The sequence below is a fragment of the Mongoliibacter ruber genome, from assembly GCF_003003005.1.
Taxonomy (GTDB): Bacteria; Bacteroidota; Bacteroidia; order Cytophagales; family Cyclobacteriaceae; genus Mongoliibacter; species Mongoliibacter ruber.
The window spans coordinates 1-23,836 of sequence record NZ_PVTR01000020.1 but is presented as its reverse complement, the minus strand read 5'-3'; the positions used below and the strand labels follow the sequence as shown (position 1 = coordinate 23,836).

Annotated in this window: 14 protein-coding genes; 8 read left to right on the top strand and 6 right to left on the bottom strand. The window is 40.2% G+C overall.

Features of this window, described 5'->3' with window-relative positions; translation table 11 throughout:
• Positions 1 to 84: 84 nt before the first annotated feature.
• The 3 genes from tnpA to CLW00_RS20250 form a co-directional block, all read right to left on the bottom strand.
• On the bottom strand, positions 85 to 552 hold the full coding sequence (gene tnpA, locus CLW00_RS20260) for an IS200/IS605 family transposase (protein ID WP_106135545.1): 468 nt from the start codon (positions 550 to 552) through the stop codon (positions 85 to 87).
• A 28-nt stretch (positions 553 to 580) separates the two neighbouring features.
• Positions 581 to 2,965 (bottom strand): EcoAI/FtnUII family type I restriction enzme subunit R, encoded by a 2,385-nt coding sequence (hsdR, locus tag CLW00_RS20255; protein ID WP_106135544.1) that lies wholly within the window; start codon positions 2,963 to 2,965, stop codon positions 581 to 583.
• A gap of 268 nt (positions 2,966 to 3,233) precedes the next feature.
• Positions 3,234 to 4,541: a DUF2254 domain-containing protein gene (locus CLW00_RS20250; protein WP_106135543.1), complete on the bottom strand. Its 1,308-nt coding sequence runs from the start codon at positions 4,539 to 4,541 to the stop codon at positions 3,234 to 3,236.
• 361 nt (positions 4,542 to 4,902) lie between these two features.
• Between CLW00_RS20250 and CLW00_RS20245 the strand changes: the two genes are divergently transcribed.
• Both CLW00_RS20245 and CLW00_RS20240 read left to right on the top strand, forming a co-directional pair.
• A complete protein-coding gene (locus CLW00_RS20245) occupies positions 4,903 to 5,367 on the top strand; it encodes a hypothetical protein (protein ID WP_146131468.1) in 465 nt (154 codons plus the stop codon).
• Between the two features lie 278 nt (positions 5,368 to 5,645).
• Positions 5,646 to 5,948 carry a hypothetical protein gene (locus CLW00_RS20240; protein ID WP_106135541.1) on the top strand — a complete coding sequence of 101 codons (303 nt, stop codon included), beginning with the start codon at positions 5,646 to 5,648 and terminating at the stop codon, positions 5,946 to 5,948.
• Positions 5,949 to 6,166: 218 nt separating this feature from the next.
• Here CLW00_RS20240 and CLW00_RS20235 read toward each other — a convergent pair whose 3' ends face one another.
• Together CLW00_RS20235 and CLW00_RS20230 are read right to left on the bottom strand one after the other, a co-directional pair.
• Positions 6,167 to 8,857, bottom strand: a complete 2,691-nt coding sequence (locus CLW00_RS20235) for a phosphoenolpyruvate carboxylase (protein ID WP_106135540.1) — start codon at positions 8,855 to 8,857, stop codon at positions 6,167 to 6,169.
• Between the two features lie 217 nt (positions 8,858 to 9,074).
• Positions 9,075 to 11,033 carry a sialate O-acetylesterase gene (locus CLW00_RS20230; RefSeq protein WP_106135539.1) on the bottom strand — a complete coding sequence of 653 codons (1,959 nt, stop codon included), beginning with the start codon at positions 11,031 to 11,033 and terminating at the stop codon, positions 9,075 to 9,077.
• Between the two features lie 263 nt (positions 11,034 to 11,296).
• Here CLW00_RS20230 and CLW00_RS20225 point away from each other — a divergent pair, with 263 nt between their 5' ends.
• From CLW00_RS20225 to CLW00_RS20215, 3 genes are all read left to right on the top strand, one after another.
• Entirely contained in the window at positions 11,297 to 11,626 is a 330-nt protein-coding gene (locus tag CLW00_RS20225) for a DUF4870 domain-containing protein (RefSeq protein WP_106135538.1), read from the top strand.
• Positions 11,627 to 11,656: 30 nt separating this feature from the next.
• Positions 11,657 to 13,624, top strand: a complete 1,968-nt coding sequence (locus CLW00_RS20220; protein ID WP_106135537.1) for a hypothetical protein — start codon at positions 11,657 to 11,659, stop codon at positions 13,622 to 13,624.
• A gap of 223 nt (positions 13,625 to 13,847) precedes the next feature.
• Positions 13,848 to 16,076, top strand: a complete 2,229-nt coding sequence (locus CLW00_RS20215; protein WP_106135536.1) for a sodium-translocating pyrophosphatase — start codon at positions 13,848 to 13,850, stop codon at positions 16,074 to 16,076.
• A 262-nt stretch (positions 16,077 to 16,338) separates the two neighbouring features.
• Here the strand turns inward: CLW00_RS20215 and CLW00_RS20210 are convergent, their stop codons facing one another.
• Positions 16,339 to 17,223, bottom strand: a complete 885-nt coding sequence (locus tag CLW00_RS20210; RefSeq protein ID WP_106135535.1) for a trypsin-like peptidase domain-containing protein — start codon at positions 17,221 to 17,223, stop codon at positions 16,339 to 16,341.
• A 609-nt stretch (positions 17,224 to 17,832) separates the two neighbouring features.
• Here CLW00_RS20210 and CLW00_RS20200 point away from each other — a divergent pair.
• From CLW00_RS20200 to CLW00_RS20190, 3 genes are read left to right on the top strand one after another with little or no spacing between them, the layout of a single operon-like run.
• Positions 17,833 to 21,036 carry a SusC/RagA family TonB-linked outer membrane protein gene (locus CLW00_RS20200; RefSeq protein ID WP_106135533.1) on the top strand — a complete coding sequence of 1,068 codons (3,204 nt, stop codon included), beginning with the start codon at positions 17,833 to 17,835 and terminating at the stop codon, positions 21,034 to 21,036.
• An 18-nt stretch (positions 21,037 to 21,054) separates the two neighbouring features.
• A complete protein-coding gene (locus CLW00_RS20195) occupies positions 21,055 to 22,500 on the top strand; it encodes a SusD/RagB family nutrient-binding outer membrane lipoprotein (protein ID WP_106135532.1) in 1,446 nt (481 codons plus the stop codon).
• Between the two features lie 26 nt (positions 22,501 to 22,526).
• The gene (locus CLW00_RS20190) at positions 22,527 to 22,949 is read left to right on the top strand and encodes a hypothetical protein (RefSeq protein WP_146131467.1); all 423 of its coding nucleotides are present in this window, start codon (positions 22,527 to 22,529) and stop codon (positions 22,947 to 22,949) included.
• The last annotated feature ends 887 nt before the right edge of the window (positions 22,950 to 23,836 follow it).

Genomic DNA, 23,836 nt, shown 5'->3' with positions numbered 1-23,836 from the left:
AAACATATGACCTCTTCGAGGTCAAAATATCGTTGCCATTTATCCATTTTTATAAACATGTGACCTCTTCGAGGTCAAATCTTTCTAATCCTCTTCCTCTATCCATTTGAATAAATACGCTGAATTATAATCAACCTCAAATTTTTTCAAGAAATCAATGTATTCTTCTTTGAATGTTTTTTTCTTATGATGTTCTTTTTGATTTTGAATATATGTAATCACATGATTCAATGCAGATTGAGAATAGGAGAAAGCACCAAAGCCTTCTTGCCATTCAAATTTTGATTTGATAAATCTCTTTTCATTTACAAATGCATTCGACGCCTTTTTTATTTCTCGAATCAAATCTGATAAGCAACATGACGGTTTCATACCTATTAAAATATGAACATGGTCCGGCATACCGTTAATTGCAATTAATTTTTGACCCTTATTTGTGATTATTCCTGTGATGTATTTATACAATTCTTCCTCCCAAGTATGAGAAATCAAACTATACCGCCCATTGACAGCTATCACTATTTGAATATAAATCTGTGAATATGTGCTCATCTTCCTAGCTAAATATTAAAGGACTTCATTACGCTATCTGATAAATTTCCTTTTCCAATTCCTTGATTGCATTTTCAAAATCCTTCCCTTTCCCAAAAGCTCTCACTAACTCCACAGGTGAGCCTAATTTATTGATTGGCTGAACTTTGAGGATAGAGCCTTGTTCGATAGTTGTGATCCCTTCTTGCTCATATTTATCCAAAAGGGCATTTAGTACCGCTTGCGCTTTTGCGCTATATTTTGCAAAGTAGTTTCTCTTGCGCACTTGTTCTGCTCTTTCCTTTCGCGTCAAGGCAGGTTGGTCAAAAGCAATGTGACAAATCAGGTCAAAATCATCCATTTCTTTGCCGATTTCCTCTCGAAGTGCTTCCAATAAAATCCCTTGTTCGGCCAATTCGGCAAGCAAAACTTCTTTTTTATCTGCTGCTGTCCAGCGCTGAATGAATACATCCAGAGAGCTGAAATTTTGATCTATGTTTTTGCGGGTATAATCTTTCAAAGATTCTGTGATCAACCTTCCATCCGCCCCAAAATATTGAATACGTTGATTGATGACAGACACCTCTACATCGTTGACATAGTATTTCTTAGGTTCGGAATCAGGGTCCGAATCTCTTATGCTGATATCTGGGGGAGGCTGTAAACCAGCAGGTGCGGCTTCCCTAAACTCATTTTCAGCATCCAAATCTTCCTCCTCTCTCACAGGATACTCGGGTGGCACCGGAGAATCATCAATTCCAGGTTCGTAAATCTGAACGGGATCTCCATCGAATTCTGGATCAGCAAATAGATTGGTGGCTTTTCTGAAATCCATAATGGTAAAATAGAGCTTCCCTTCGGCTTCCCTGATTCTTGTACCTCGGCCCACGATCTGTTTGAATTCTGTCATGGAAGCAATATTCGCTTCAAGTACAATCAGCTTCACCATCTTGGTGTCAATACCAGTAGTTAGCATTTTTGAAGTTGTAGCGATTACAGGGAATCGCTCTTCCACATCTGTAAAATTGTCTAACTCACGTTTGCCTACTTCATCGTCTCCAGTGATCTTGACAACATAATGCGGGTGTTTTGATACTAGGTCAGCATTGGCGTTTATCAATGCCTGACGCATGCGTTGTGCATGTTCTATGTCTATACAAAAGACAATGGTTTTGGCAAATCGATCAGTAGCTTTTAAGAATTCTGTGATCTTATTCGCTATCAACTGTGTTCGTTGATCCATGACCATTTTGCGGTCATAATCTTTCAGATTATATATCCTGTCTTTGATTTCATTGCCAAATTTATCCAACATACCTGCTGAAGGACGCCAACCCTCATCCAAATTGGTTGTAATCCTCACAACTTTATAAGGAGCCAAAAAACCATCCATTATTCCCTGTTTGAGCGAATAGGTATAGACAGGATCTCCATAATAATCCATATTGGAGATGTCTTTGGTTTCTTTTGGCGTAGCTGTCATACCGATCTGAGTTGCGCCTTCGAAATAATCCAAAACTTCTCGCCAAGCTGATGCTTCAGAAGCCGATCCTCTATGACACTCGTCTACTACGATCAGATCAAAAAAGTCCTTGCTGAACTCCTTGTATGCATTTTTCTCTTCCTCATTGCTTGTCAATCCTTGATATAATGCGAAGTAGATTTGGTAGGATTTATCAATTTTCCGGTTTTTGATGATATGCATAATATCATTTCCGAAAGGGGAGAAGTCACCATTTTTGGTCTGTGTGAGTAGGGCATTTCTATCCGCTAAAAATAAGATTCGCTTTTTGATGCCTGTTTTCCAAAGTCTCCAAATCAGGTTGAAAGCAGTGTATGTTTTCCCTGTCCCAGTAGCCATGACCAAAAGAATCCTATTTTGACCTTTAGCTATAGCCTCAATGGTTCTATTGACAGCATTTGCCTGATAATATCTCAGATTCATACCAGAATCATCCACATAGTAATCTTGCTCTACTATTTCACGTGCTTTTGCAGTATTGATATCTGTGTAATTCAAATATTTTTCCCAAAGGGTGGAAGGTGATGGGAACTCATCCAAAGGGATTTCCTTTTCTCTTGCATCCAGATTGGTTTTGTCATGAAAAACAAAAGAGTCTCCATTGGAGGTGAAAACAAAAGGAATCTGGAGGATTTCGGAGTATTCTAAGGCTTGCTGCATACCTGAACCAACTCCTTTGGTATTGGCCTTCGCTTCAATGATGGCAAGGGGGATGTCTTTTTTGTAGTACAAAATGTAGTCAGCACGCTTGCGAGTTCCCCGTGTATGAAGGGAACCCTGCACGATGATGCGTCCATCGGTAAAAAACACTTCTTCCCTGATTTGTTTTTGAATATCCCAACCGGCATTTTTCAGTGCTGGTGTGATGAATTTGGTACAAATGTCTCGTTCACTTAAACTCTTTTTGTGCATCAGAAAAAATTAAAAGAATAGATTCATTCCTAAATATATCTTTTAGATACCTAAAAGAAAATTATTGTTTGGATTTTTGCTGCTTTTCGTGATTTGCAATAGATGTCTCTCTACGATCGACATGAGAAGGTAAGTGATTTTTGAAAGTAGGGATGGAGAATTAGAGTTTTAGGCTTCTGTCCAAAATATTTCCCGCAGAGTACGCTGATTTGCGCAGAGACAAAGCTGTTTTATCTGTGTTTATCCTTTATGTTAAGGGTTAGTTTTTTCAGTTTTTAAAAACCTCGTACTTCTCCTCTAATTCTTCCACTAGGCTCTGTTCAGCGATTGAAACTTTTCCTAAATTCATCACCATTCTCGCATGTTTGCGTATTGCCTCTTTTTGATGGCCTTGTTCGGTGAATTTGTTGATCGTGATCAAGGCATCCATCAGTCGGAATATGACAATGGTAGAGCCTTTCGCATACTCCCGGATTTGATTGAAGGAAGCGTCCATCAAACCTTCAAACTTCATCGTGTTGGCGATTACCCTGAGTTTTTTTTCCTCATCAAACCTAAATGGGGATGGGAACTGGGCGTGGCTGAGGTAGGAAAGCGTTGAACTCAGGTTGTCTATACATGAAATTGCAGTGTATGGATCATTGATGCCGGGAGAAAGTGCTCGGGATGCGATTTCTACCATTTGATGGATGGAGAATTCCATGTCCTGTTGTGCGGTTCTTGTGGTGCCGAAGATAAACTGTTCTTGGATTTTTTTGATTTCATCAGTAACCAATTCTTCATTTGTGTACAGTGTGGCTAAGTATTCGTCTTTTACCAGATGATAACCAGGCCTGAAATACAGCTCTATCATACCGTTCAGCTTCACCACTTTTTCCATGAGTGATTTGCCATCTATGTATTGTAAGTAGCCATTTCTGGGCGAAGCTATTTTGGTTTTGAATCTGTATGAATTCTTGTAGTTGTCTATTTCATCATCTCTTAGTGTTTTCTGTTCATCGCCGATTTTTTCAGGAAAAAGGGTGTCAATGTCTTTTGAAATGGATGCTGAAATATTGGCAATAACATTGTCTGCCTGAATCATAACAGCAATGCCATGGATGAAAATGACCAAAAGGATGATATTGCAGGTGGCCACAACCAATGCAACTAAAATGGAAAATCTCGGGATAAAGTCGATATTGTCATTTTCCTTGATGGCATTCAATACAAAAAGGCAATAAACAAAAGTGGCTACATAGGTGCCCAAGACCACTTGGTTAAGCCTGATATGCATGAAGTTTTTGATCAACCTTGAACCAAATTGATTGGAAGCAATGGTCAAAGCCACAAGCGTTACAGAAAAAACTGTTCCTGTCACTCCAATCATTGCGCTAGAAATAGTAGTCAGCACACTTCTGGCTGAGTCTGGACTTTCGATAAAAATAAATTTCCATATGCCGAATTCCGGCATGTCAATATTTTGATCCAAGTTCAATAATGACAAGGCGATTGCTATGGCCACAACTATGATGACTATAGGAAGAAACCAAAAGGTTGATTTTAACTCATTCCAAAAAAAAGATAGTTTTTCCATTTCTACTCCTTCAAAACTTTCTAGAAGTAAGGCTTTCCTATCTCAAGTTCCAAATAATCTTTACGCAATCTTCATTTTTCTCCAATTCTTGTAGGAGTATTTCAAAGATTTTAGAATAATCATAGTCAGAAAAATGAAGTGCCTTAAAGCGCGTTGTTTTGCGTATATATATTTATTTTCAAATATCAAGAAAATATTATCTTGCACTAATTCTTAAGTCTGATTAACAATCTAATCTACGCTCTACAACATGACAGTGATTTTTTTGAGAATATTCTTTTTTTGCCTAGTTCCAATTGGAGCTTTTCTCCTGATCAAAGGAGTTAAAAATATAATTCAATCTATCAACGGGGACTTGTTGATGGAAATTTCATATGAAGAAGGATATGGAAAGTTTTCCATTGAAGAGGCAGGTAAGTTTTCTATTTGGCAAAAAGGTCAATTGTTTAAAAAAACTCCTGTGGATTCATTTCGGCCCTATGTTTTAAATGTAGATACGGAGGAAGAAGTACCTATTAGGACTACTTTAATGCGGGCCCATGTCAATGGTTTTTCTGAAGGCCGCATGGAGCTTTTTACTTTTGATGCACCTGTGGGGAATTTTGCATTAGTCCTGAGTGAAGGGAAAAGTATAAATTTACTAGAACAAGTGGCAGGGAAAATTACTCCTTTTCAGAAAATGGGTATTGATAAATACTTTATTCAAGTCAGAAAGTCTGTCTCAGGATTAACTACATTTTACTCTATTTTGATGATTTTTGGAGGAGGGGTTTTAGTAATTGGAGGAATAGTATTTGGTGTTTTGATCGGCAAGCTGATAGGATAAGCCTAAAGAATGGGTTTAGCCATAAGTTGGATTGCTTCATGATTTCTTGATGACAAAATAGATCCCCCATGTGAAGTCATTGGTAGTATTTAAAATTTAGCATTTACAGAAAGGGAATGACAGTTTATGTACGCCATCCTGAATCAGAGCATGCTGAGGTAATGGATCTCCTACCTTACAGCTAATGAGACCCTTCTCCCGTATAGCTATCGGGATCAGGGTGACGAGCCCTAGTTTATGTCATTGGTAGGGGCCTTGACACAATAAATTTTAGACGTATGTTAATAGCACTTTTGTTTTTTTCCATTCCAGCTGTTTGCATTGGACTGCTGTTTTTAAGAGATGACAATAAGAAGAGAAAGTATGTTCTCAATGCGTTTCTTATCCTGAATGCCTTTGTTTTCATGATCCCTATTTCCATGGCATTTTTGTTTAAAGGAGAAGGCCAAAGTATGTGGGATGAAAATAGTGGAGGTGGTGTATTTATGTGGTATTATTTGATTTTATTACCCATTTGTGCAATGGTACTGTTTGCTTTGGCAGTTTTGAAAATAATCTTTACTGTTCGAAGTTCTCGCTGATTTAAGCAGAGACAAAGCTCTTTTATCTGTGTTTATCCTTAATATTAGTGGTTGATTTTTGCTGCTCTTTGCGATTTGCAATAGATGTTTCTTTAGATCAAGATAACAGATTGTAAGATGCGTCATTCTGAACGTAGTGAAAGCCTGCCTACACTAGGTAGGCTCCGGTTCAGGTTGACGTACACCATCTGTCATTTCCTTTCTGTAAATACCACCAATCAACCTGTATTCTTCAACCCACTTGCCAAGGCTGTTGTGATTTCCAATAACCTTTTGACCATCTTTTCAGCTTTTTCAGAATCAGTTTCCTTGACTTTTCTCCAAGCCTGCAATTCATGAATTTGCAACTGATGCAAGGCCTGAAGGGCTGTAGTTCTTCTCTTCAGGTTGTCAAGTTGACTCGTTCTCCTTATTTCACGTGGTCTTGAAAACATCATCTGGATCTCTTCCAAACTCCTGTGGTACTCCTCAATCAAGTTGGTGGTAATCTCTTTTTTCACTACCTCATCCGAAACCAATTCGGAATAAGCTTTCATGATCGACAAATCAGCGTTCATCAGATTGGTCTCCACCTGAATCAGGATATACCTTAGCAATGGCCATGATTCAGCATTGTCTTTAAGTTTCCGATAAGACTCGGGAGAACCTTCTCTCATTGTTTTTAAGGCCTGACCTATGCCGTACCAGCCTGTAATATTGAATCGGGATTGGCTCCATGAGAATACCCATGGAATCGCTCTAAGGTCTGCCAGTGAACGTGCTCCTGTCCTTCTTGATGGCCTCGATCCGATTTTGCTCAATTCCAATACGTCAATAGGAGTAGCCTGCCCATAAAAATCAATAAAGGAAGGGTGTTCTATCAATTTTCTGTAAAATTGAAGTGACTGATCAGATAGGACCTTCAGTGATTCCAAGGGGAAACCATTGGGCTGTTTTAAATAAAGGCTATAAGCAGTTTGCAGTAACATACCAGAGAGCAACATTTCCATGTTGTAGGTACCGTTGATCAGGTTGGCAAATTGTTGAGCTATGGTCTCACCTTGTACAGTAAGTTTCATTTCACCGCTGAGACTTCCTGGAGGCATGCTTTCAAGGAATCTGTGGTATTTGCCACCTCCACGACTGATTGTGCCGCCTATACCATGAAAATAACGGAACTTGACAGCATACTTTTCTGCCACCTTACTCAATTCCTCCTCTGTGCAGTAGATATTATATCGGCTGGCGATGATGCCGCCATCTTTGTTGCTATCCGAATAGCCAAGCATAATCTCCTGAACAGCGGCTTTGGGATAAGCAGGGTGGGAGAGGTAGCTATCCATTATTAATGCGGAGTTTTCCAAATCCTCGATGGTCTCAAAAAGAGGTGCTACCTGGAACACATTTCGGTCTAATCCTGCTTCACGCATCAGCAGGTAGACTGTCAGCAAATCCCTCATGCTTCTGGTCATGGATACAATAAATGCCCCTACGCCATCGCTGCCGTATTGGTCGGTATGCGCCTTTACAGCCCGGTAACAATCCAATACTTTGTCCGCCTCTTCGCCAAACCGTTCACCACCGATGGCAAATGGCCTGTTACTTTTCAACTCTTCATTGATAAATTCAAGTTTTTCTTCCTCTGTCAACTCCCTAAATGGCTTCCGATTGGGAAATGCCTTTAGAAGGATTTGCTCCATGGCTTTGTCATGGTAATCAGAATTTTGCCTTATATCCAGTTTGACCAAGTGGAATCCAAAACAATGCACCAGTCTTTCTACCTGAAAGAGCAGTTTGCTGGCGATTTTTTCGGCACCTATTTCAATCAGACTTTCCCTTAAAAACTTCAAGTCAGCTGACAATTCTTTTGCACTGGAGTACTGGTTTTCCAAAGATCCATTTGCAGTAAAGTCCAACTTGACCAAAATCAGGTTGATGTATTGCCTCCAAGGTTCTAGTGGATTACGGTCAAGTGCATTTTGTCCAATATCCCCCAAGGCCTTGGCTTTCTTGCTGATTTCGGTCTCAAGTTTCTCAGGAACAGGATTTCTGATTTTGGAGAAACTAAGCTTTGAACCCAGTTCAAGTATTTTATTTTGAATCAAGAGCAATGCAGCTTTTCGATGTTCTGCTAAGGTTTCAGCTGTCAGTTCCGCACTCACATAAGGGTGTCCATCCCTGTCTCCGCCAACCCAAGATCCAAACTGTAACTGAGGGAAGTTTTCAGGATGTAACAAGGTCTTAGGATCAAAGCCTGCATCCAACCAACTTTGCTGCAATTGTTGGTCAGTTTTCACCAAGATCTGTGGAAAAACCTTGGTAAAGTAATGCATCACATTGCTGCGTTCGGTTTTGACGGTTGGTTTTTCGAGATATACCTCACCAGATCTCCACCATCTTTCCAGAAGTCCTGAGATTTCGCTTTCTATACTGCTTCTTTCTTTTTTGGAAAAAGAAGTGTTTTCTAATTTAACGAGTTGGAGGTAAAGATCCCGGTGAAGTTCTATGATCGATATCCTTTTGGCTTCAGTAGGATGGGCGGTCAGGACAGGAGAAAGGTGTATTTGCTTGATAGTTTCGAGGATTTCCGATTCTCCAAGCCCTAGTGATTGAAGTCTCTTGAAGGTCTCGCTGTACGACCCTCTGATGGAAGACATGCTTTTTTGGTCCTCCATTTTTCTCCTAAATTGTACTGCGGCATTTTCTTCAACAAGATTCATCAGTTGTAGGTAAATGCTCAATACCTGAATATGCTTTTCTTCCAAGTCGGAACTCATTTCAGTAATAAGGTCCTTATCAAGAGTCTTGTCCAAGATCTTAGCCAGGTCATTCTCTCCTAAGTCTTGAAGGACTTTTTGGAAACAACCTTTTAAAAAGGACACGTCTGTGGAGATTTTTTCAAAAATATAGTTTGGTGTCAATGTGCTCATTTTTTTAAAATTTATTATTCGATATTTTCCCTAAGGGTAGTATTTCAGAAAGAGATAAAAGCCCAATACTCAGTAATCCGAAGGTACAGCCTTCCGATAACGCAGCCTTGAGCATCTTAGATTTATTTCATGCATTTTAGATACTTTTTATATTTCATCATCCATCATTCGAAATTCGATATTTTCACCGATTTGCTCTTCTAAAATTCGAATATGGTCAATGAAAAAGTTCTTCACTTGTCCTAAAAGGCGATGCAGGCAAGCCACTTTTATTGAACAAATTGGCACCTTCAGGATTGTCTGACCAAGCATACTTTACGGCTTTTGGATTTGTGATATTTTCATGCCAGACGACCACTTGGTTTCTTTCTATTTTGGCTTCAGCCCATAGAAATTCCATGTCATCGCCTGCGATCGCAAAATGTTTCAATGACTTCCCATTCTTTGCCACAAGCCCTTCTCCTATGTGCTCAAATGATAGTATTACTTTATTGTTTTCAATAACATGCGATTTGTACATCGGTCCTGATGCAGTCAAATCAGATTCTCCATATACGTTAAACCTAGCCAGTAAGGCTAGTCTTTCTGCCACATCTTTTTTGTTGAGCGGATGGATATCATTCCATTCTCCAAGGTCGATGGCCACAGCCATACCGGTGTTCGGTAGGGCCAAAGCCTGCAGCTGGGCTTCTCTTAATTTTGCCCAATTGCTGTTTTCAATATTTGCTGTGGCTTTCATGAAATTAGGCAGCTGTACATACAAAAAAGGCAAATCACCTTGTCCAAAGTTATTGCGCCAGTCATTGATCATGGTTTGAAACAACTTGGCGTAGTCTTCTGGTCGATCGGCATTGGATTCCCCTTGGTACCAGATTACTCCTTTTTTGGTAAAATGCTTCAAGGGAGCTATCATCGCATTGAACAATCCTACTGGTTTCCACCTGATAAATGTCTGTGGAGGAAGTGCTTCCATGACAGACCCGACCTGAAATTTCCATTTTCCTTCTAGGGGTATTTTTTCACTTTCAAGGACGAGTTCATATGGTTTGTCAGGAACAAATCCGCCTTCTCCAATATTGCTGATCAACCTTACTACAATGGTGTTTTGACCGGTTTTTAATACACCTTCCGGAACGGAGTACCGTCTTGGCGGATATTGGTACCCTGTGCTGCCGACAAACTTTCCATTGACAAACACAGAATCAGCATCGACTAATGTACCCAAATTAAGTTTGGCTGCTTTTCCACTCCAATTGGCAGGCAGCTCAACATCTCTTCTAAACCAAACCACTCCATTGACTCCTTCTAGTTCGCTTCCTTTCCAAAGGCTGGGGTTTTCAATTTCCTTCCATTGATCTGAATCCGTTTCTGGTGCATACCAAGGAAGGCGATCTTGGTAACCCTTGTCATTTTGGTTGAGTCGTCTGTACCAGTCAGATGCAATTGCAGCATCCTTTCTTTCGATCTCTTCGATCAGGTCATCATTTTTGAAACGCTGTACTTCATCATAATAGTCAGGGAACTGTTTGATGGACTCTTCAGAAATCCATGCTTCCACGGGAGAACCACCTAAAGCCGAGTTGATAATGCCGATTGGCACTCCTTGTTTTTCGTGAATAGCTCTGGCGAAAAAGAAGGATATGGCTGAAATAGAGAGAATATTGCTCTGATTGATGGTCTGCCATTTACCGCTGGGCAGGTCCACATTTTCTGTTTTGAAATCATACCTCTTAGGTACTTCAAAATAGCGGATAAAAGGAAAATCAGCAGATTTGATGTCTTCCTCATAGAGGGGGCTGACCCGCTGCATGTTGATTTCCATATTGGATTGGCCGGAAGCCAACCACACATCTCCGATCAGGATATCTTCCAGAACAATTTCATTTTGCCCTTTCAACAGCATATTGAAAGGCCCTCCAAAGGGCAATGGTTTTAATTTCAGGGACCAATTTCCATTTTTATCGGCAATGGTCTGATGGGTTTCTTCCAAAAAAATGACCTGAATGGTTTCACTTGGATACGCCCATCCCCAGATTTTGATAGGGCTGTCTCTTTGCAGCACCATACCCGAACTGATTAACTTGGGTAAAGTGATATCGGCAAAGCTTCTGGCACTTGCAATTAAGGTTAGTAGGAATATTAAAAGGAGAGTTTTTGACCTCGAAGGTAATTTCATTAGGTATGAAGTAGATTGTTTAATAGGTTTTTTAGAAGTTACAATTTCCCGATTTACTGACTTAAAACAAAATGAAAACGGCATTCATACCAGCACTTAAATCTAGTTGTAAAGGGAGGCATCCTCATTGACGGGAATCTAATACTCAATTAAACTTTATTTTTAGGGTTATAATGATTAGTTTAAATGTTGGAAAATTATATAAGTTTCTTAGTTTTTTATCAAACTAGTAGAACAAATTTTAAACAAAACCCCACACAAGTATGACTTCAAATCCAGAAGTAGAAGGCAAGCAGATCGGTGTGATCGCTTACCTTACAGTCATTGGCCTCATTGCGGCTTTTATCATGAATATGGAAAAAAAATATCCCTTTGCTCAATTTCACATCAGGCAAATGCTCGGCTTGTTTGTGACAGGTCTAGCCTTAGGGTTTGTAAGTTGGGTGCCTTTTATCGGTTGGCTTTTGGCCCTTGTAGGTTTTTTTGCAGCCATTTACATGTGGATCATGGGCCTTATGTCTGCGGTCAACGGAGAGATGAAACCTCTTCCGTTTTTGGGAGATAAATATGAAGAATGGTTTCAAAACCTTTGAGCTCAAACTTCTAATTTTTAAATAAAAACAATGAAAAAGTTAATCACACTGCTCCTGATAAGCTGGATAAGTATTTCCGCCCAGGCAAGCGACTGTCCCGCTATGCTCACTATAGGAAACCCAGAATGGCCAAATAGGATTGAATTGACTCAAGGTGAGCACACACGGGTATTTTATTTTGATAAAATGCATTTGACTAAGAAGGGGAACCATTTGGAATTGACTAGCCCCACAGTGATATTCCTGAGTGGTATCCAAGAAGGACCTTATGTAGGCTTTACTTTTAGAGAGCTGCTAATGGAAGATGAGGAGTCTGTGACGGGCAAACGAAATCTTTCATCCGTTGATATGAATACCAGAGAAATAGGTTGTATGGAAGTAGAGAGGGATTTTGGCAGGTCAGGAATTTCATATGACAAGAGTATGGAGATAGAAAAAGAGGACAATGGTAATTACAAAGTCAGTATTGATATTGTTTCGAAAAGAGAGGGAACTAGTTTAAAAGCAGAATTAAACCAGGTTTCTTATTCGGAAATATCCTTTCAGGAGGCCACCAAAAGCACCTATCAGACATCAAATGGCCCAATCGAGGGTACTATTCAATACAACCTTATCTATAATGAAGTCACAAACCAAAATGTAGGACTGCATATCAATTTGGATGATGAGGAAATCAGTTCATTTACTGTCAGGAGTTTTGAAGGCACAGAAGGCTTGTATAGATTGGGCACCATGGGTAGCAAATTCCTCAAAGTCAATCAATATGATGGTGCTTCAATTGATATGGACCTGTATGAATTCAGTCAAGAACAGATTGCTGAAGTTGAGGGTACTACATTTTTTGATTTTGCCCTTGGGGAATTATTGATGCGAGAAAATGAACCAATTAAAGTTACAAATATCAAAGGGGTGGTTGCCCTTTATGGAGAAGAAAATGATTCCTTCGTGGACTTGGGTGCTTATTATTTCGATCCAGAAAAGGCCTTGGAAAATGGCTTCCATTATGAAGCAATTGCGCAGGAACAAGATGCAAGTACAGTCCTAGATGCTTGGGAACATTATAGTTTTAAAAAGCTTCCGGCAATTAGTCTTACCCATCAAAGTGGAGAATTCAAATTTGTAGAAAAATGGGAAGGAGAGCAATTGTATGCGGCTTTTTTACCGATTGAAGAAGAAGAGGAAGAAAAACTGGACTGTGATAGGATTTTTGGAGCGGCCCAGAAGGTTGTAGAAGAAAAATATGGTCCTGATGGTCCTAATCGTGATCAGGAAACAGAAATGATGCAAATTTTTGCAGAAACAGCGGCAAAAGAAGGACTTGATATCGGTGATATATCTGGCTTGGATGGGAATCAGATTCAGGATAAACTCATGTCTATTGCAGAACAACGATGCGGTGGTGGAAGAAGGATGATCTCCGAAGCAAGAGAAAGAACTGCCCAAATTGATGCAAAAGGTCAGTTGGTTTCAAGGGAATATTTTACGCAGATGCCCAATACCTCTCTTTTATTGAGTCGAGGAAGTGGGAAATTACAATTTGTGGCTGAAAATGAAGATCAGGGGAAACAGTCATTGGAAAAAGAAGACAATGAAAATTTAGCGGATATGGCCATGTTTGCCCAAATCATAGGAGGAATAGCATTTGAAGAGGGGAAAACTTATGGACTGGATTTTCAGGATTACAAATTGACACAATCCAACAGTTTTTCCTCAGGATTTGGCGGTGGAGACCGTAATATCCGCAAGCAGACGGTATATCCGGTCAAAGCTGAGTTTCAACTTGAGGTCTTGGGTGTAGAAAAAATAGGAGGAATGGATGCTTACAAAATTGCGCTACATCACAAGGACTATGGAGATGGCCATTTGCTATTGACTCCAGTGACGGGCCCAAGGCCTGGACACAGTCCTTACAATATAGGTGCATACCTTTTCGTAGACAAAAATAATGGCACCATTCTACAGGTTAAAAATGAATATGAAGAAGTAGTTTTCAATTAAAGTGAAGTGCAAAAGGCATGGAACTGAAAAGCACAAAACGGGAAAGCAAGTCTTTCCCGTTTTGCTTTTTAGGCAAAAAAAGAAAAAGGAAAATTGCCGAACATCACCAAATAATCTTCTGCAATCAAAAAATTATGACTTTTATCTGTTTTGATTGCATGGTATATGAATAGTAATATATTTGTTAGATTAATAATTTGACAGTAAACTCAAAAAAAGCTTTATGGAACAAACGTTTATTTATGTGGTGCCCTTATTGGGGATTATTGGACTGATCGTAATGGCTATCAAATCCGCTTGGGTAACTAAGCAGGATGCGGGTGACAGTACTATGGCTGAATTGGCAGAACATATTGCCAAAGGAGCCATGGCCTTTTTGAAAGCTGAGTGGAAAATACTCGGATACTTTGTCGTCATTGCAGCCATCATTTTAGGTTGGTCAGGTACTTTAGTAGAAACTTCCAGTCCTGTGATTGCGATTTCCTTTATTATCGGAGCGGTGCTTTCAGCATTTGCCGGATATATGGGGATGAATATTGCGACCAAGGCCAATGTAAGGACTACTCAGGCTGCCAAAACAAGTCTAAAACAAGCGCTAAAAGTATCCTTTACCGGAGGTTCCGTCATGGGATTGGGTGTAGCGGGTTTGGCTGTCTTGGGAATGGGTGCCTTGTTCATTGTTTTTTATAATATGTTTGTGATTTCCACTGGCGGAGATGTCAATGGTGCAGCTATGGAGACCGCCCTTGAAGTGTTGGCAGGGTTCTCTTTAGGAGCAGAATCAATCGCTCTTTTTGCTCGTGTTGGCGGTGGTATTTATACCAAAGCAGCTGACGTTGGTGCGGATCTGGTAGGTAAAGTAGAAGCTGGAATTCCAGAAGATGATGTTAGAAATCCTGCAACAATTGCAGATAACGTAGGAGATAACGTGGGTGACGTAGCCGGTATGGGAGCTGATCTTTTTGGTTCTTATGTCGCCACGATACTTGCCTCAATGGTATTGGGTAGAGAAATAGTGTCTGCCGATAATTTTGGTGGAATTGCACCCATTCTATTGCCATTGGTGATAGCAGGTCTGGGTTTGATGTTTTCTATTGTAGGAACATTCTTTGTCAATATCAGCAAGGAAACAGACAGTGTACAGACTGCACTTAATAAAGGAAACTGGATATCCATTTTACTTACCGTAGCGGCCTCATATCCAATAATCATGTACATGTTGCCCGAAGGTGATTTGGTACTTTCCCGAGGTGGTTCGATAATTTTTACAAAAATGGGTGTATTTGGAGCCGTAGTAATCGGATTGATCGTAGGCGCACTGATGAGTATGATCACTGAATATTATACCTCCATGGGTAAAAGACCTGTAAATTCCATCATCAAACAATCTTCTACCGGACATGCGACCAATATCATTGGAGGACTTTCTGTAGGCATGGAGTCTACGGTACTTCCGATTTTGGTTTTGGCAGGGGGGATTTATGGTTCATTCCTCGCAGCTGGCCTTTATGGGGTTGCGATTGCAGCAGCCGGTATGATGGCTACCACAGCCATGCAGTTGGCCATAGATGCATTTGGTCCGATTGCAGATAATGCAGGTGGAATTGCGGAAATGTCAGGTTTGCCAAAAGAAGTGAGAGAACGTACAGATGTGTTGGATGCGGTGGGAAATACTACAGCTGCTGCAGGTAAAGGTTTTGCTATTGCTTCAGCTGCTTTGACGGCTTTGGCCCTTTTTGCTGCTTATGTCGGCTTGGCAGGAATTGATTCTATAGATATTTACAAAGCGGATGTATTGTCCGGGCTTTTTGTAGGAGCCATGATTCCATTTATTTTCTCTTCCCTATGTATTGCTGCAGTGGGAAGAGCGGCTATGGATATGGTAAATGAGGTAAGAAGACAGTTTAGGGAAATCCCAGGTATCATGGAGTACAAAGCCAAGCCTGAGTATGAAAAGTGTGTGGAAATCTCTACGCAGGCTTCTATCAGAGAAATGGTATTGCCTGGAGCCATTGCCTTGCTATCTCCGATGATTGTAGGCTTTGCTTTTGGTCCTGAAGTATTGGGTGGTCTTTTGGCTGGAATTACTGTATCAGGAGTATTGATGGGTATTTTCCAAAACAATGCCGGTGGTGCATGGGACAATGCCAAAAAATCCTTTGAAAAAGGGGTCATGATAGATGGTGTAATGCAGTACAAAGGTTCAGAGGCACACAAAGCTTCCGTGACAGGTGATACTGTAGGTGATCCATTCAAGGATACTTCAGGTCCATCTATGAATATTTTGATCAAATTGACTTCAATTGTAGCATTGGTCATTGCTCCTCATATTTCGGAAAGACCACATGGTGAGTTTGCAGAGAAGGTCAATACCGAATTGGAGTCCAAGGAAATTACCATGGAAAAAGCAGAAGAATTACATGAAACTGTTGAACCCTTAGTTTTGAGATAAAATTATTGTTTGTCATAAATGAAAGCCTCTGATTTATTCAGGGGCTTTTTTTTGGACTCACTGGTCTTGGGTGTTTTTAAGATGTGGCGATTACAAAATGCTTTTCATCCATCCACTTAATTAGAGAGGAGTGGTAAAAATAACAATGAACATCAGGGATAAAGAAAGGTAAAAGTAACACTTCGATTTCCGCTATCTCAAAATCACATCATTCCTGGCACCTACATCTTATTCCGACTTTTTTACAGAATCTATACCATTTCTACTCCTCATAAAACTTCACCTTATGCAGGGTCAGGAATTCCTTGATTTTATCCACATGAATGCATTGTCCAAGGTGAATAAAGGAATAGTCAGATACCTTTTTGATTTTATTATTAAACAGAATTTCCTTTTCCACTATATCGAAACCGAGATGTAGGTGTTTTGTAGAAAACTGCATGCCATAGACAATTCCTTCTCGGTTGAAAAGTGGCCCACCACTTTGACCCTTGAGGCCAGGAGTGCTCATTTCTATGCCATTTACCCCTTCATTATCAGCCAAAAATCTGGTCACCATTCCCTCAATCGGAAATCTAGGGGATCCTTTTTTCCCTGTTGCGGTCCACTCAATATCATCAGTTACCTCATTGTACTTAAAATTATTGAATTCGGGGAAAGGAAAACCAAGTCTACATAGAAATTCCCCCTGTTTTATTTGAGAAGAATCCTTTTTGAATATTGCATGATTTTGGTATTTGGGGATTTTGTAGTCGTTGAATTTTATAATTGCCAAATCGAGTTTGGGATGTATTTGGGTAGTAAATCCTGACATATAGTCCACACAATCGACGAAGGTGTTTTTGACCTGAATAATTGATTCTGGACTGTATTTATACTTTAGTTCAAGTCCCTTTAGTTTTTTAGCATACTTGCCGTCTTTCGGGAGCTTGTCTCTTTCGGCTTTGAAGGCTTTAAAATTATTAGTCAGTTTCTCAGAAGAAATAAGCTGATTTACAACGTGTTTACAGGTAATGGCATAGCCTTCTTCATTGACAAAAAATAAAGTTGCCGCGCCGGGAATAACTTTCTTTCCGGAATAAGTCCGCAGGATTGTATGTATAGGTCTTGTAAAACCGGCTATTTTTTCAATTGAATCTTGGAACATGTATCTCTCTTTTTTTGAAAATTGAATTTAAGCAATTTGTAGTTTATGTATTTCTTCTGAGAAAATCGGCATTCTCTACGGGAAAGGTATTGCGTGGACTTGTAAAAACTAACTATAGAAAGCGCAGAAAAACTCAGATGAAGGGTCTCACTTCCATTTCTATTTCCCTTCAAATCATACCTTTTTCGGAATTTACTCTCCTCCTAAATATCTACCATTTATCTAAAAAAATCAAAAACTAGTTTTGGTCTTAATCTCCATCCTTCTCTTTACTTTTTGAATCCAAAGGATGAACATCTCAACATCCATAAATACTTGGAAAATAGAGTAATTAAATTCTATTTTGAGATAGAAAGTTGAATCTATTGAAAAATTCATGTTTGTTAAAATAATATTTTTATTGACCATTTAAGTGAATATTTTATTGCAATTTGATGATTAATTCACAATATTTATTTCAACATATTTTATATAAATATGTTGAAATACAGGCTTTTAAGCTAGTTTCAAGGCTCTAAGCTTTGTTTTTGTAATCCTGTATGATGTTTTCGGTCCAGGTTTTATCTGGTTGTTTTAATGTTATTTTCAATTCAAATTCTCTAAAATTTTATGAAGAAAAATTTTACTCTACTGATTTTCTTCTTAACCGCGCTTTGCATAACCCATGTTGGTTATGGACAAGGGTTGACGGTTAGTGGAAAAGTGATTTCGCAGGAAGATGAGATGCCTCTACCGGGGGTCTCGATCTTGGTTCAAAACACAACTATTGGTACAGTCACCGATATTGATGGCAATTATTCCATCAATGTACCTGACCAAAATAGTGTCTTGACATTTTCTTTTATTGGTTTCAGTGCCCGCACGGTGCAAGTGAATAATCGTTCTACGATAGATGTTTCGATGTCACCTGATACCGAGCAACTCGGTGAAGTGGTCGTAACGGCTTTTGGCCTTACTCAGGAAAAGAAGAAGATTTCTTTTTCACAGCAAGAGGTCGGGTCCGCTGAAATCAACGCATCCCGAGAACAAAATGTGGTGGATGCATTGAATGCCAAAGTTGCTGGTGTACAGGTAACCCGTCAGGGTGGTTCTGCCGGTGCAGGTTCAAGCATAGTTATCAGAGGTATTCAATCAATTTCTGGACAGAATCAACCTTTGTTTGTGGTGGATGGTGTTCCGATCAACAACTCTTTTAGGGCATCAATAGGTACTTCTGGCGGTGTTGATTATGCCAACAGGGCAATAGATATCAACCCAAATGATATAGAAAGCATATCAGTCTTGAAAGGACCTGCCGCAACATCACTTTACGGTATTCAAGGTGCTACTGGTGTGGTATTGATTACTACCAAAAAAGGGAGTAGAAAAAAAGGGTTTACAGTAGACATCTCTACGAACACCTCTACAGACCGTATTATGAATTACTTTCCAGGGCAATTGCGCTATTCACAAGGGGATAACGGAGTCTACAATGGAGGCACCACTTTCAACCATTACGGTGCACCGATTTCTACCTTAAGGTACGATGCAAGTACACCTTTTGCGAAAGATCCAAATGGTACAATAGTAGACATGAACCATCCTAATGCAGGTGCACCTGTACCTGTATATGACAATCAAAGGTTATTTTTTCAGAATGGATTTACCAACGATACCCATGTGGCTGTATCCGCGGGAGATGATAAGTCGTCTTTTTACCTCTCTGCGGGCAATATGTACCAAGAAGGTATCATTCCTAATAATAACTTCAATAGGACTTCTTTGAAACTGACTGCCGATTCTAGGTTGACTGAAAAATTCAAAATAGGAGGTTCGGTGAATTATGTAAACAGTACAAGTACCAAGTTTGGTAGGGGAGATAACTTCTCTGATGCCATTCAGGGTTTGTATAGGACACCACCTTCTTTTGACAACTCAGCAGGTTTTGTTTATCCCAATGGTCAACAAAGAAACTTCAGAGGTGCATTGGACGGTAGTAGACCTTTCAGTCCTGACAATCCTTTCTGGACGGTAAACAACAACCCTTACACAGATAATGTGAGCAGGTTTATTTCTTTTCTTCAGACTGAAATCACACCAAGTGATTGGTTGACCATCACTCATAGGTTGGGTTTTGATTTTTCGCATGACGAAAGAACTCAAATATGGGCACCTTCATCCTCAGGCGGAGCTGCTATATCAGCAAGTGGTGCGTTGGGCGGAAGAATTTATGAAGATACCTATACAGATCAAATCCTGAATTCAGATTTGATTTTGTCAGCTTCCAAAGATTTGAGCGAAGATTTTTCGGCTACTTTCTTGGTAGGACATAATATGTTTTCTTCTTCCACAAGTAGTCTGTTTATGAATGGTACCAATTTCGCCATTCCAGGATTATTCAATATCGCCAATACTCAGGAGAACCCTATTTTCACCAAAACTGACTTTAGAAGAATGACCCAAGCGGTATTTTCAAGAGCCAGTTTGGGATACTTGAATTCCATATTTCTCGAATTGTCGGTAAGAAATGAATGGGCTTCTACTTTACCTGCAAACAACCGTTCATTCACTTACGGAAGTGCAGGTTTGAGTGTGGTTTTGACAGATTTGTTGAAAATTGACAGTAGGACTTTGAGTTTTGCCAAACTTAGAGGTTCTTATGCGGGTGCAGGTAATATTCCTCCTGCTTATTCAACAGACACATTCTATAACATCGCCACTACCGGGACACGTTATGCATCAGGCGTAAGGTTTCCGATAGACGGTGTAGGTGGGGTATTGCTTAGCCAAGCGGCGGGAAATAATAATCTCCGTGCTGAGTTTACCAATACTTTCGAGATTGGGGCAGACATCAGGTTGTTTGAAAATAGAATAGGACTTGATGTGACGTATTACAATGCCATCAGTCAGGACCAGATTGTTTCGGTTCCTGTTCCTGCATCTACCGGTTTTACTTCACAACTGACCAATGCTGGAGAGATCCAAAACAAAGGTATTGAAGCGGTATTGACCAGTAATGTTATGGAAAGAGGTGATTTTTCTTGGGATATGATCTTCAACTTTACCAGAAACAGGAACTTTGTAGTTTCTCTTCCAAATGATGAGCCAATTGTCACCAATATGTTTGGTGCCAGGATTCAAAGCAGGTTGATTCCAGGTGAGCAATTTGGTGTATTTTATGGTAATGGTTATTTGAGAAATGATGAGGGGGATGTACTTGTAAATCCACAAGGTTTCCCGATGATGGATCCAAATCAAGTAATGATTGGAAATCCTAACCCTGATTTCTTGATAGGTTGGAGAAATAACTTCACTTATAAAAATTTCAACCTTACCATGTTATGGGATGTGAGAAAAGGCGGAGATGTAATCAATGTAACTGCTTTTTGGATGGGGAATGGATCGGGTGTTGCCGAGCATACTCTAGACAGGAATAAAGTAGCCATCTTCAATGGTGTAATTGAAAATCCGGGAGGAGACAACCATGGACAGGTGAACAATATCCCTGTGACCCTAAATCAAGCTGCTTTCCAAGGAGTTGGAGCAGCTAATTCATTCGGAAGAGAATTGACCGAAAGATGGGTTCAGGATGGTTCTTGGATCAGGTTGAGGGATGTAACTTTATCCTACAGTGTGCCTTCAAATGTCACGAGCAGGATGGGGATGAGCAGAGCTTCTGTGGGAGTCTATGGAAGGAACTTACTTCTTTTCACCAATTATGGTGGGATTGACCCAGAGACTAACCTTGGCGGACCAAATACCGCGGTAGGTTTGGATGCCTTCACTACTCCAAACATGAGGAGTTTCGGTCTTACTGTAAACGCTTCATTCTAACATTAAAGAAGAAAAGAGATGAAAAATAAGATATTAATATATTTCATGTTGGTGGCCGTCTTGGTGTCGTGTGAATCCTTTGACGAAATCAATACCAACCCGAATCAGGCAACTGATGCATCCATACAGGTTATTTTTCCTGCAGTGACAGCATCATTTGTCTATGGAATCAATGGAGAATCAGCACAGTTTTCAAGTATCCTGATGCAGTACCTGACAGGAGTGTTGGGAGATCAGCAGCAAGTGAATAACTATTCCTTCATAGCTGATATGAGCGATGCTACCTGGAACAGGTTTTATGCCAATTGCCTCAACAATATCAAGAGCATCAAAGAGAAATCGGCTGAGTCGGGTGCTACCCATTACCTTGGAGCTGCAAAAATAATGGAAGCAGTGATCTTGGGATATTCGGTAGACCTTTGGAATGATATTCCATATACAGAGGCACTGCAATTAGACGAAATCAGCCAACCGAGTTTCGATAGCGCTGAAGGACTATATGCACGGGTTCAACAACTGTTGGATGAAGGCATAGCTGATCTTAATTCAGAAAGCACTACCAGCCCTAGCACCAATGATTTGATATACAGAGCCAATAATGAAGCGCTTTGGGTGCAAAACTCCAGACCTAGATGGATCATGTTGGCCAATGCCATGAAAGCCAGGTATCACAATCACCTGAGTAAGGTTGATCCTGCAGGTTCTGCCTCCGCTGCTCTGGCCGCTATTGATGCGGGAACTTTTGGTTCTAATGCAGACCAGCCGATTGTAGTTTTTGGGTCTGAATTCGCAGGTCCTTGGTTTCCATATTTTCAAACCACTTTTGGTGAAAACAATGTGGGCATCAGTCAGCATTTCATCGATATGTTGAGAGACAGGATAGGAGAGGATCAAGATGACCCTAGACTACCGTTTTTCGTGTCTCCGACTACAGCGGGGCTTTATGTAGGAACACCAAACGGTTCTACTTCAAGACCTCAGGGTTCGGTAGTACCTGGACCATACTTAAACTCCAGAGAAGCTCCAACACCAGTGTTGAATTACAGTGAACTGAAGTTTATAGAAGCGGAAGCGGCACTGCGTGCAGGACAGCAAGAAAGAGCGGCTGAAGCGCACAATGCGGCTGTTGCGGCATCTATACAGCGCGTGACAGGTAGTGTAGATGAGGCTTATGTGGCTGAGTATGGTAATGAAACAGGCGCTTCCATTACTTTTGAGAAAATCATGATGGAAAAACATATTGATTTGTTTTTGCAGACTGAGGCTTGGACAGATTGGAGAAGGTCAACACCAGTAGGTGCTGCCAATACAGTTTCAGGAATACCTAATTTAGAGCCATCCCCATCAAACTCTACTCAAGGAGCATTTCCAAGGAGGTTTATTTATCCGAATAGGGAAATTGTAAACAACTCTGCAAATGTGCCAAGTGCAACTAATCAAGACAGGGTTTTCTGGGATAGGTAAAATGTAAATGCTAAATGAAAACGACTATGAAAAATTTGAAAAATATAGCAGTAATACTTCTGGTCTTGGTATTCGCTTCTTCTTGCATACTTGAAGATGTGGAGCCAGAATACGAAGTAGTGGGAGCTGTGGGAACAATCGCGAGTTTGACCGCATCCAACACCAGTCCCACGGTGGGTCAAACGGTAACATTTACCCTTACCATTTATTCAGAACATGAAAATGCCACTGAATTGAGGATGAATAGAATGTCAGGCGGTTCTGCTACCAATGTGGAAACTAAGACATTTACCTCTTGGAATACAGATGATTCTTATGTGGAGACATTCCAGTATACCATACCGGAAGATGCTGCAGGGTCAGCACTTACCATGCAGTTTGTATTGGTGACAGCAAGTAATTTTACCACGGACCGTAACATCACCCTTAATGTAAGTGGGGGTGAGTAACTTTATTTGATTTCAAAACCAAAGAGCCGGTCATTTGATCGGCTCTTTTTTTTGTTTGGATGCTTTCAGGGTTTTAGAGTTAAGATTTTAGATTGTAGATCTTAGATTTTACCGATAGGTAATGGGAAGATTGTAGCTTGAGGATTGAGAAAAGGAGGAAGGATGAAAAAGTCTGTGGTCAATGACAGGTTCAGTCTATAAATGAGGGTTGAGAGAAACATGCCGTCCCTACAGGACGGTGTACAAACTTTAGCGTTAATTTTACCTACATGATGTGCCTCTGGCACAATAAACAGGTGCGTTATCCGAAGGTTGCGCCTCCGGATTTGTGAGTCTTGAGCTTATATCTCAAAAGGGTTTTAAAACTCCAAACAGACACAATCCTATCAACCTTTAACATTTTCAACTTTTAACGATTCACCTCTAAAGCATCAGGTGATCAATCCTACCTTCAGCAGGCAGATACACGATTCGTCAATTCGTCAGTTCATCGATTTCACAATTACTCAGCCCTACAACCTACCACAAACTCAACCTTTAACCTTTAACATTTTCAACTTTTAACGATTCACCTCTAGGGCATCAGTTGATCAATCCTACCTTCAGCAGGCAGATACACGATTCATCAATTCATCAATTCGTCAGTTCATGGATTTCACAATTACTCAACCCTACAACCTACCACAAACTCAACCTTTAACCTTTAACATTTTCAACTTTTAACGATTCACCTCTAAGACATCAGTTGATCAATCCTACCTTCAGCAGGCAGATACACGATTCATCAATTCATCAATTCGTCAGTTCATCGATTTCACAATTACTCAGCCCTACAACCTACCACAAACTCAACCTTTAACCTTTAACATTTTCAACTTTTAAAGATT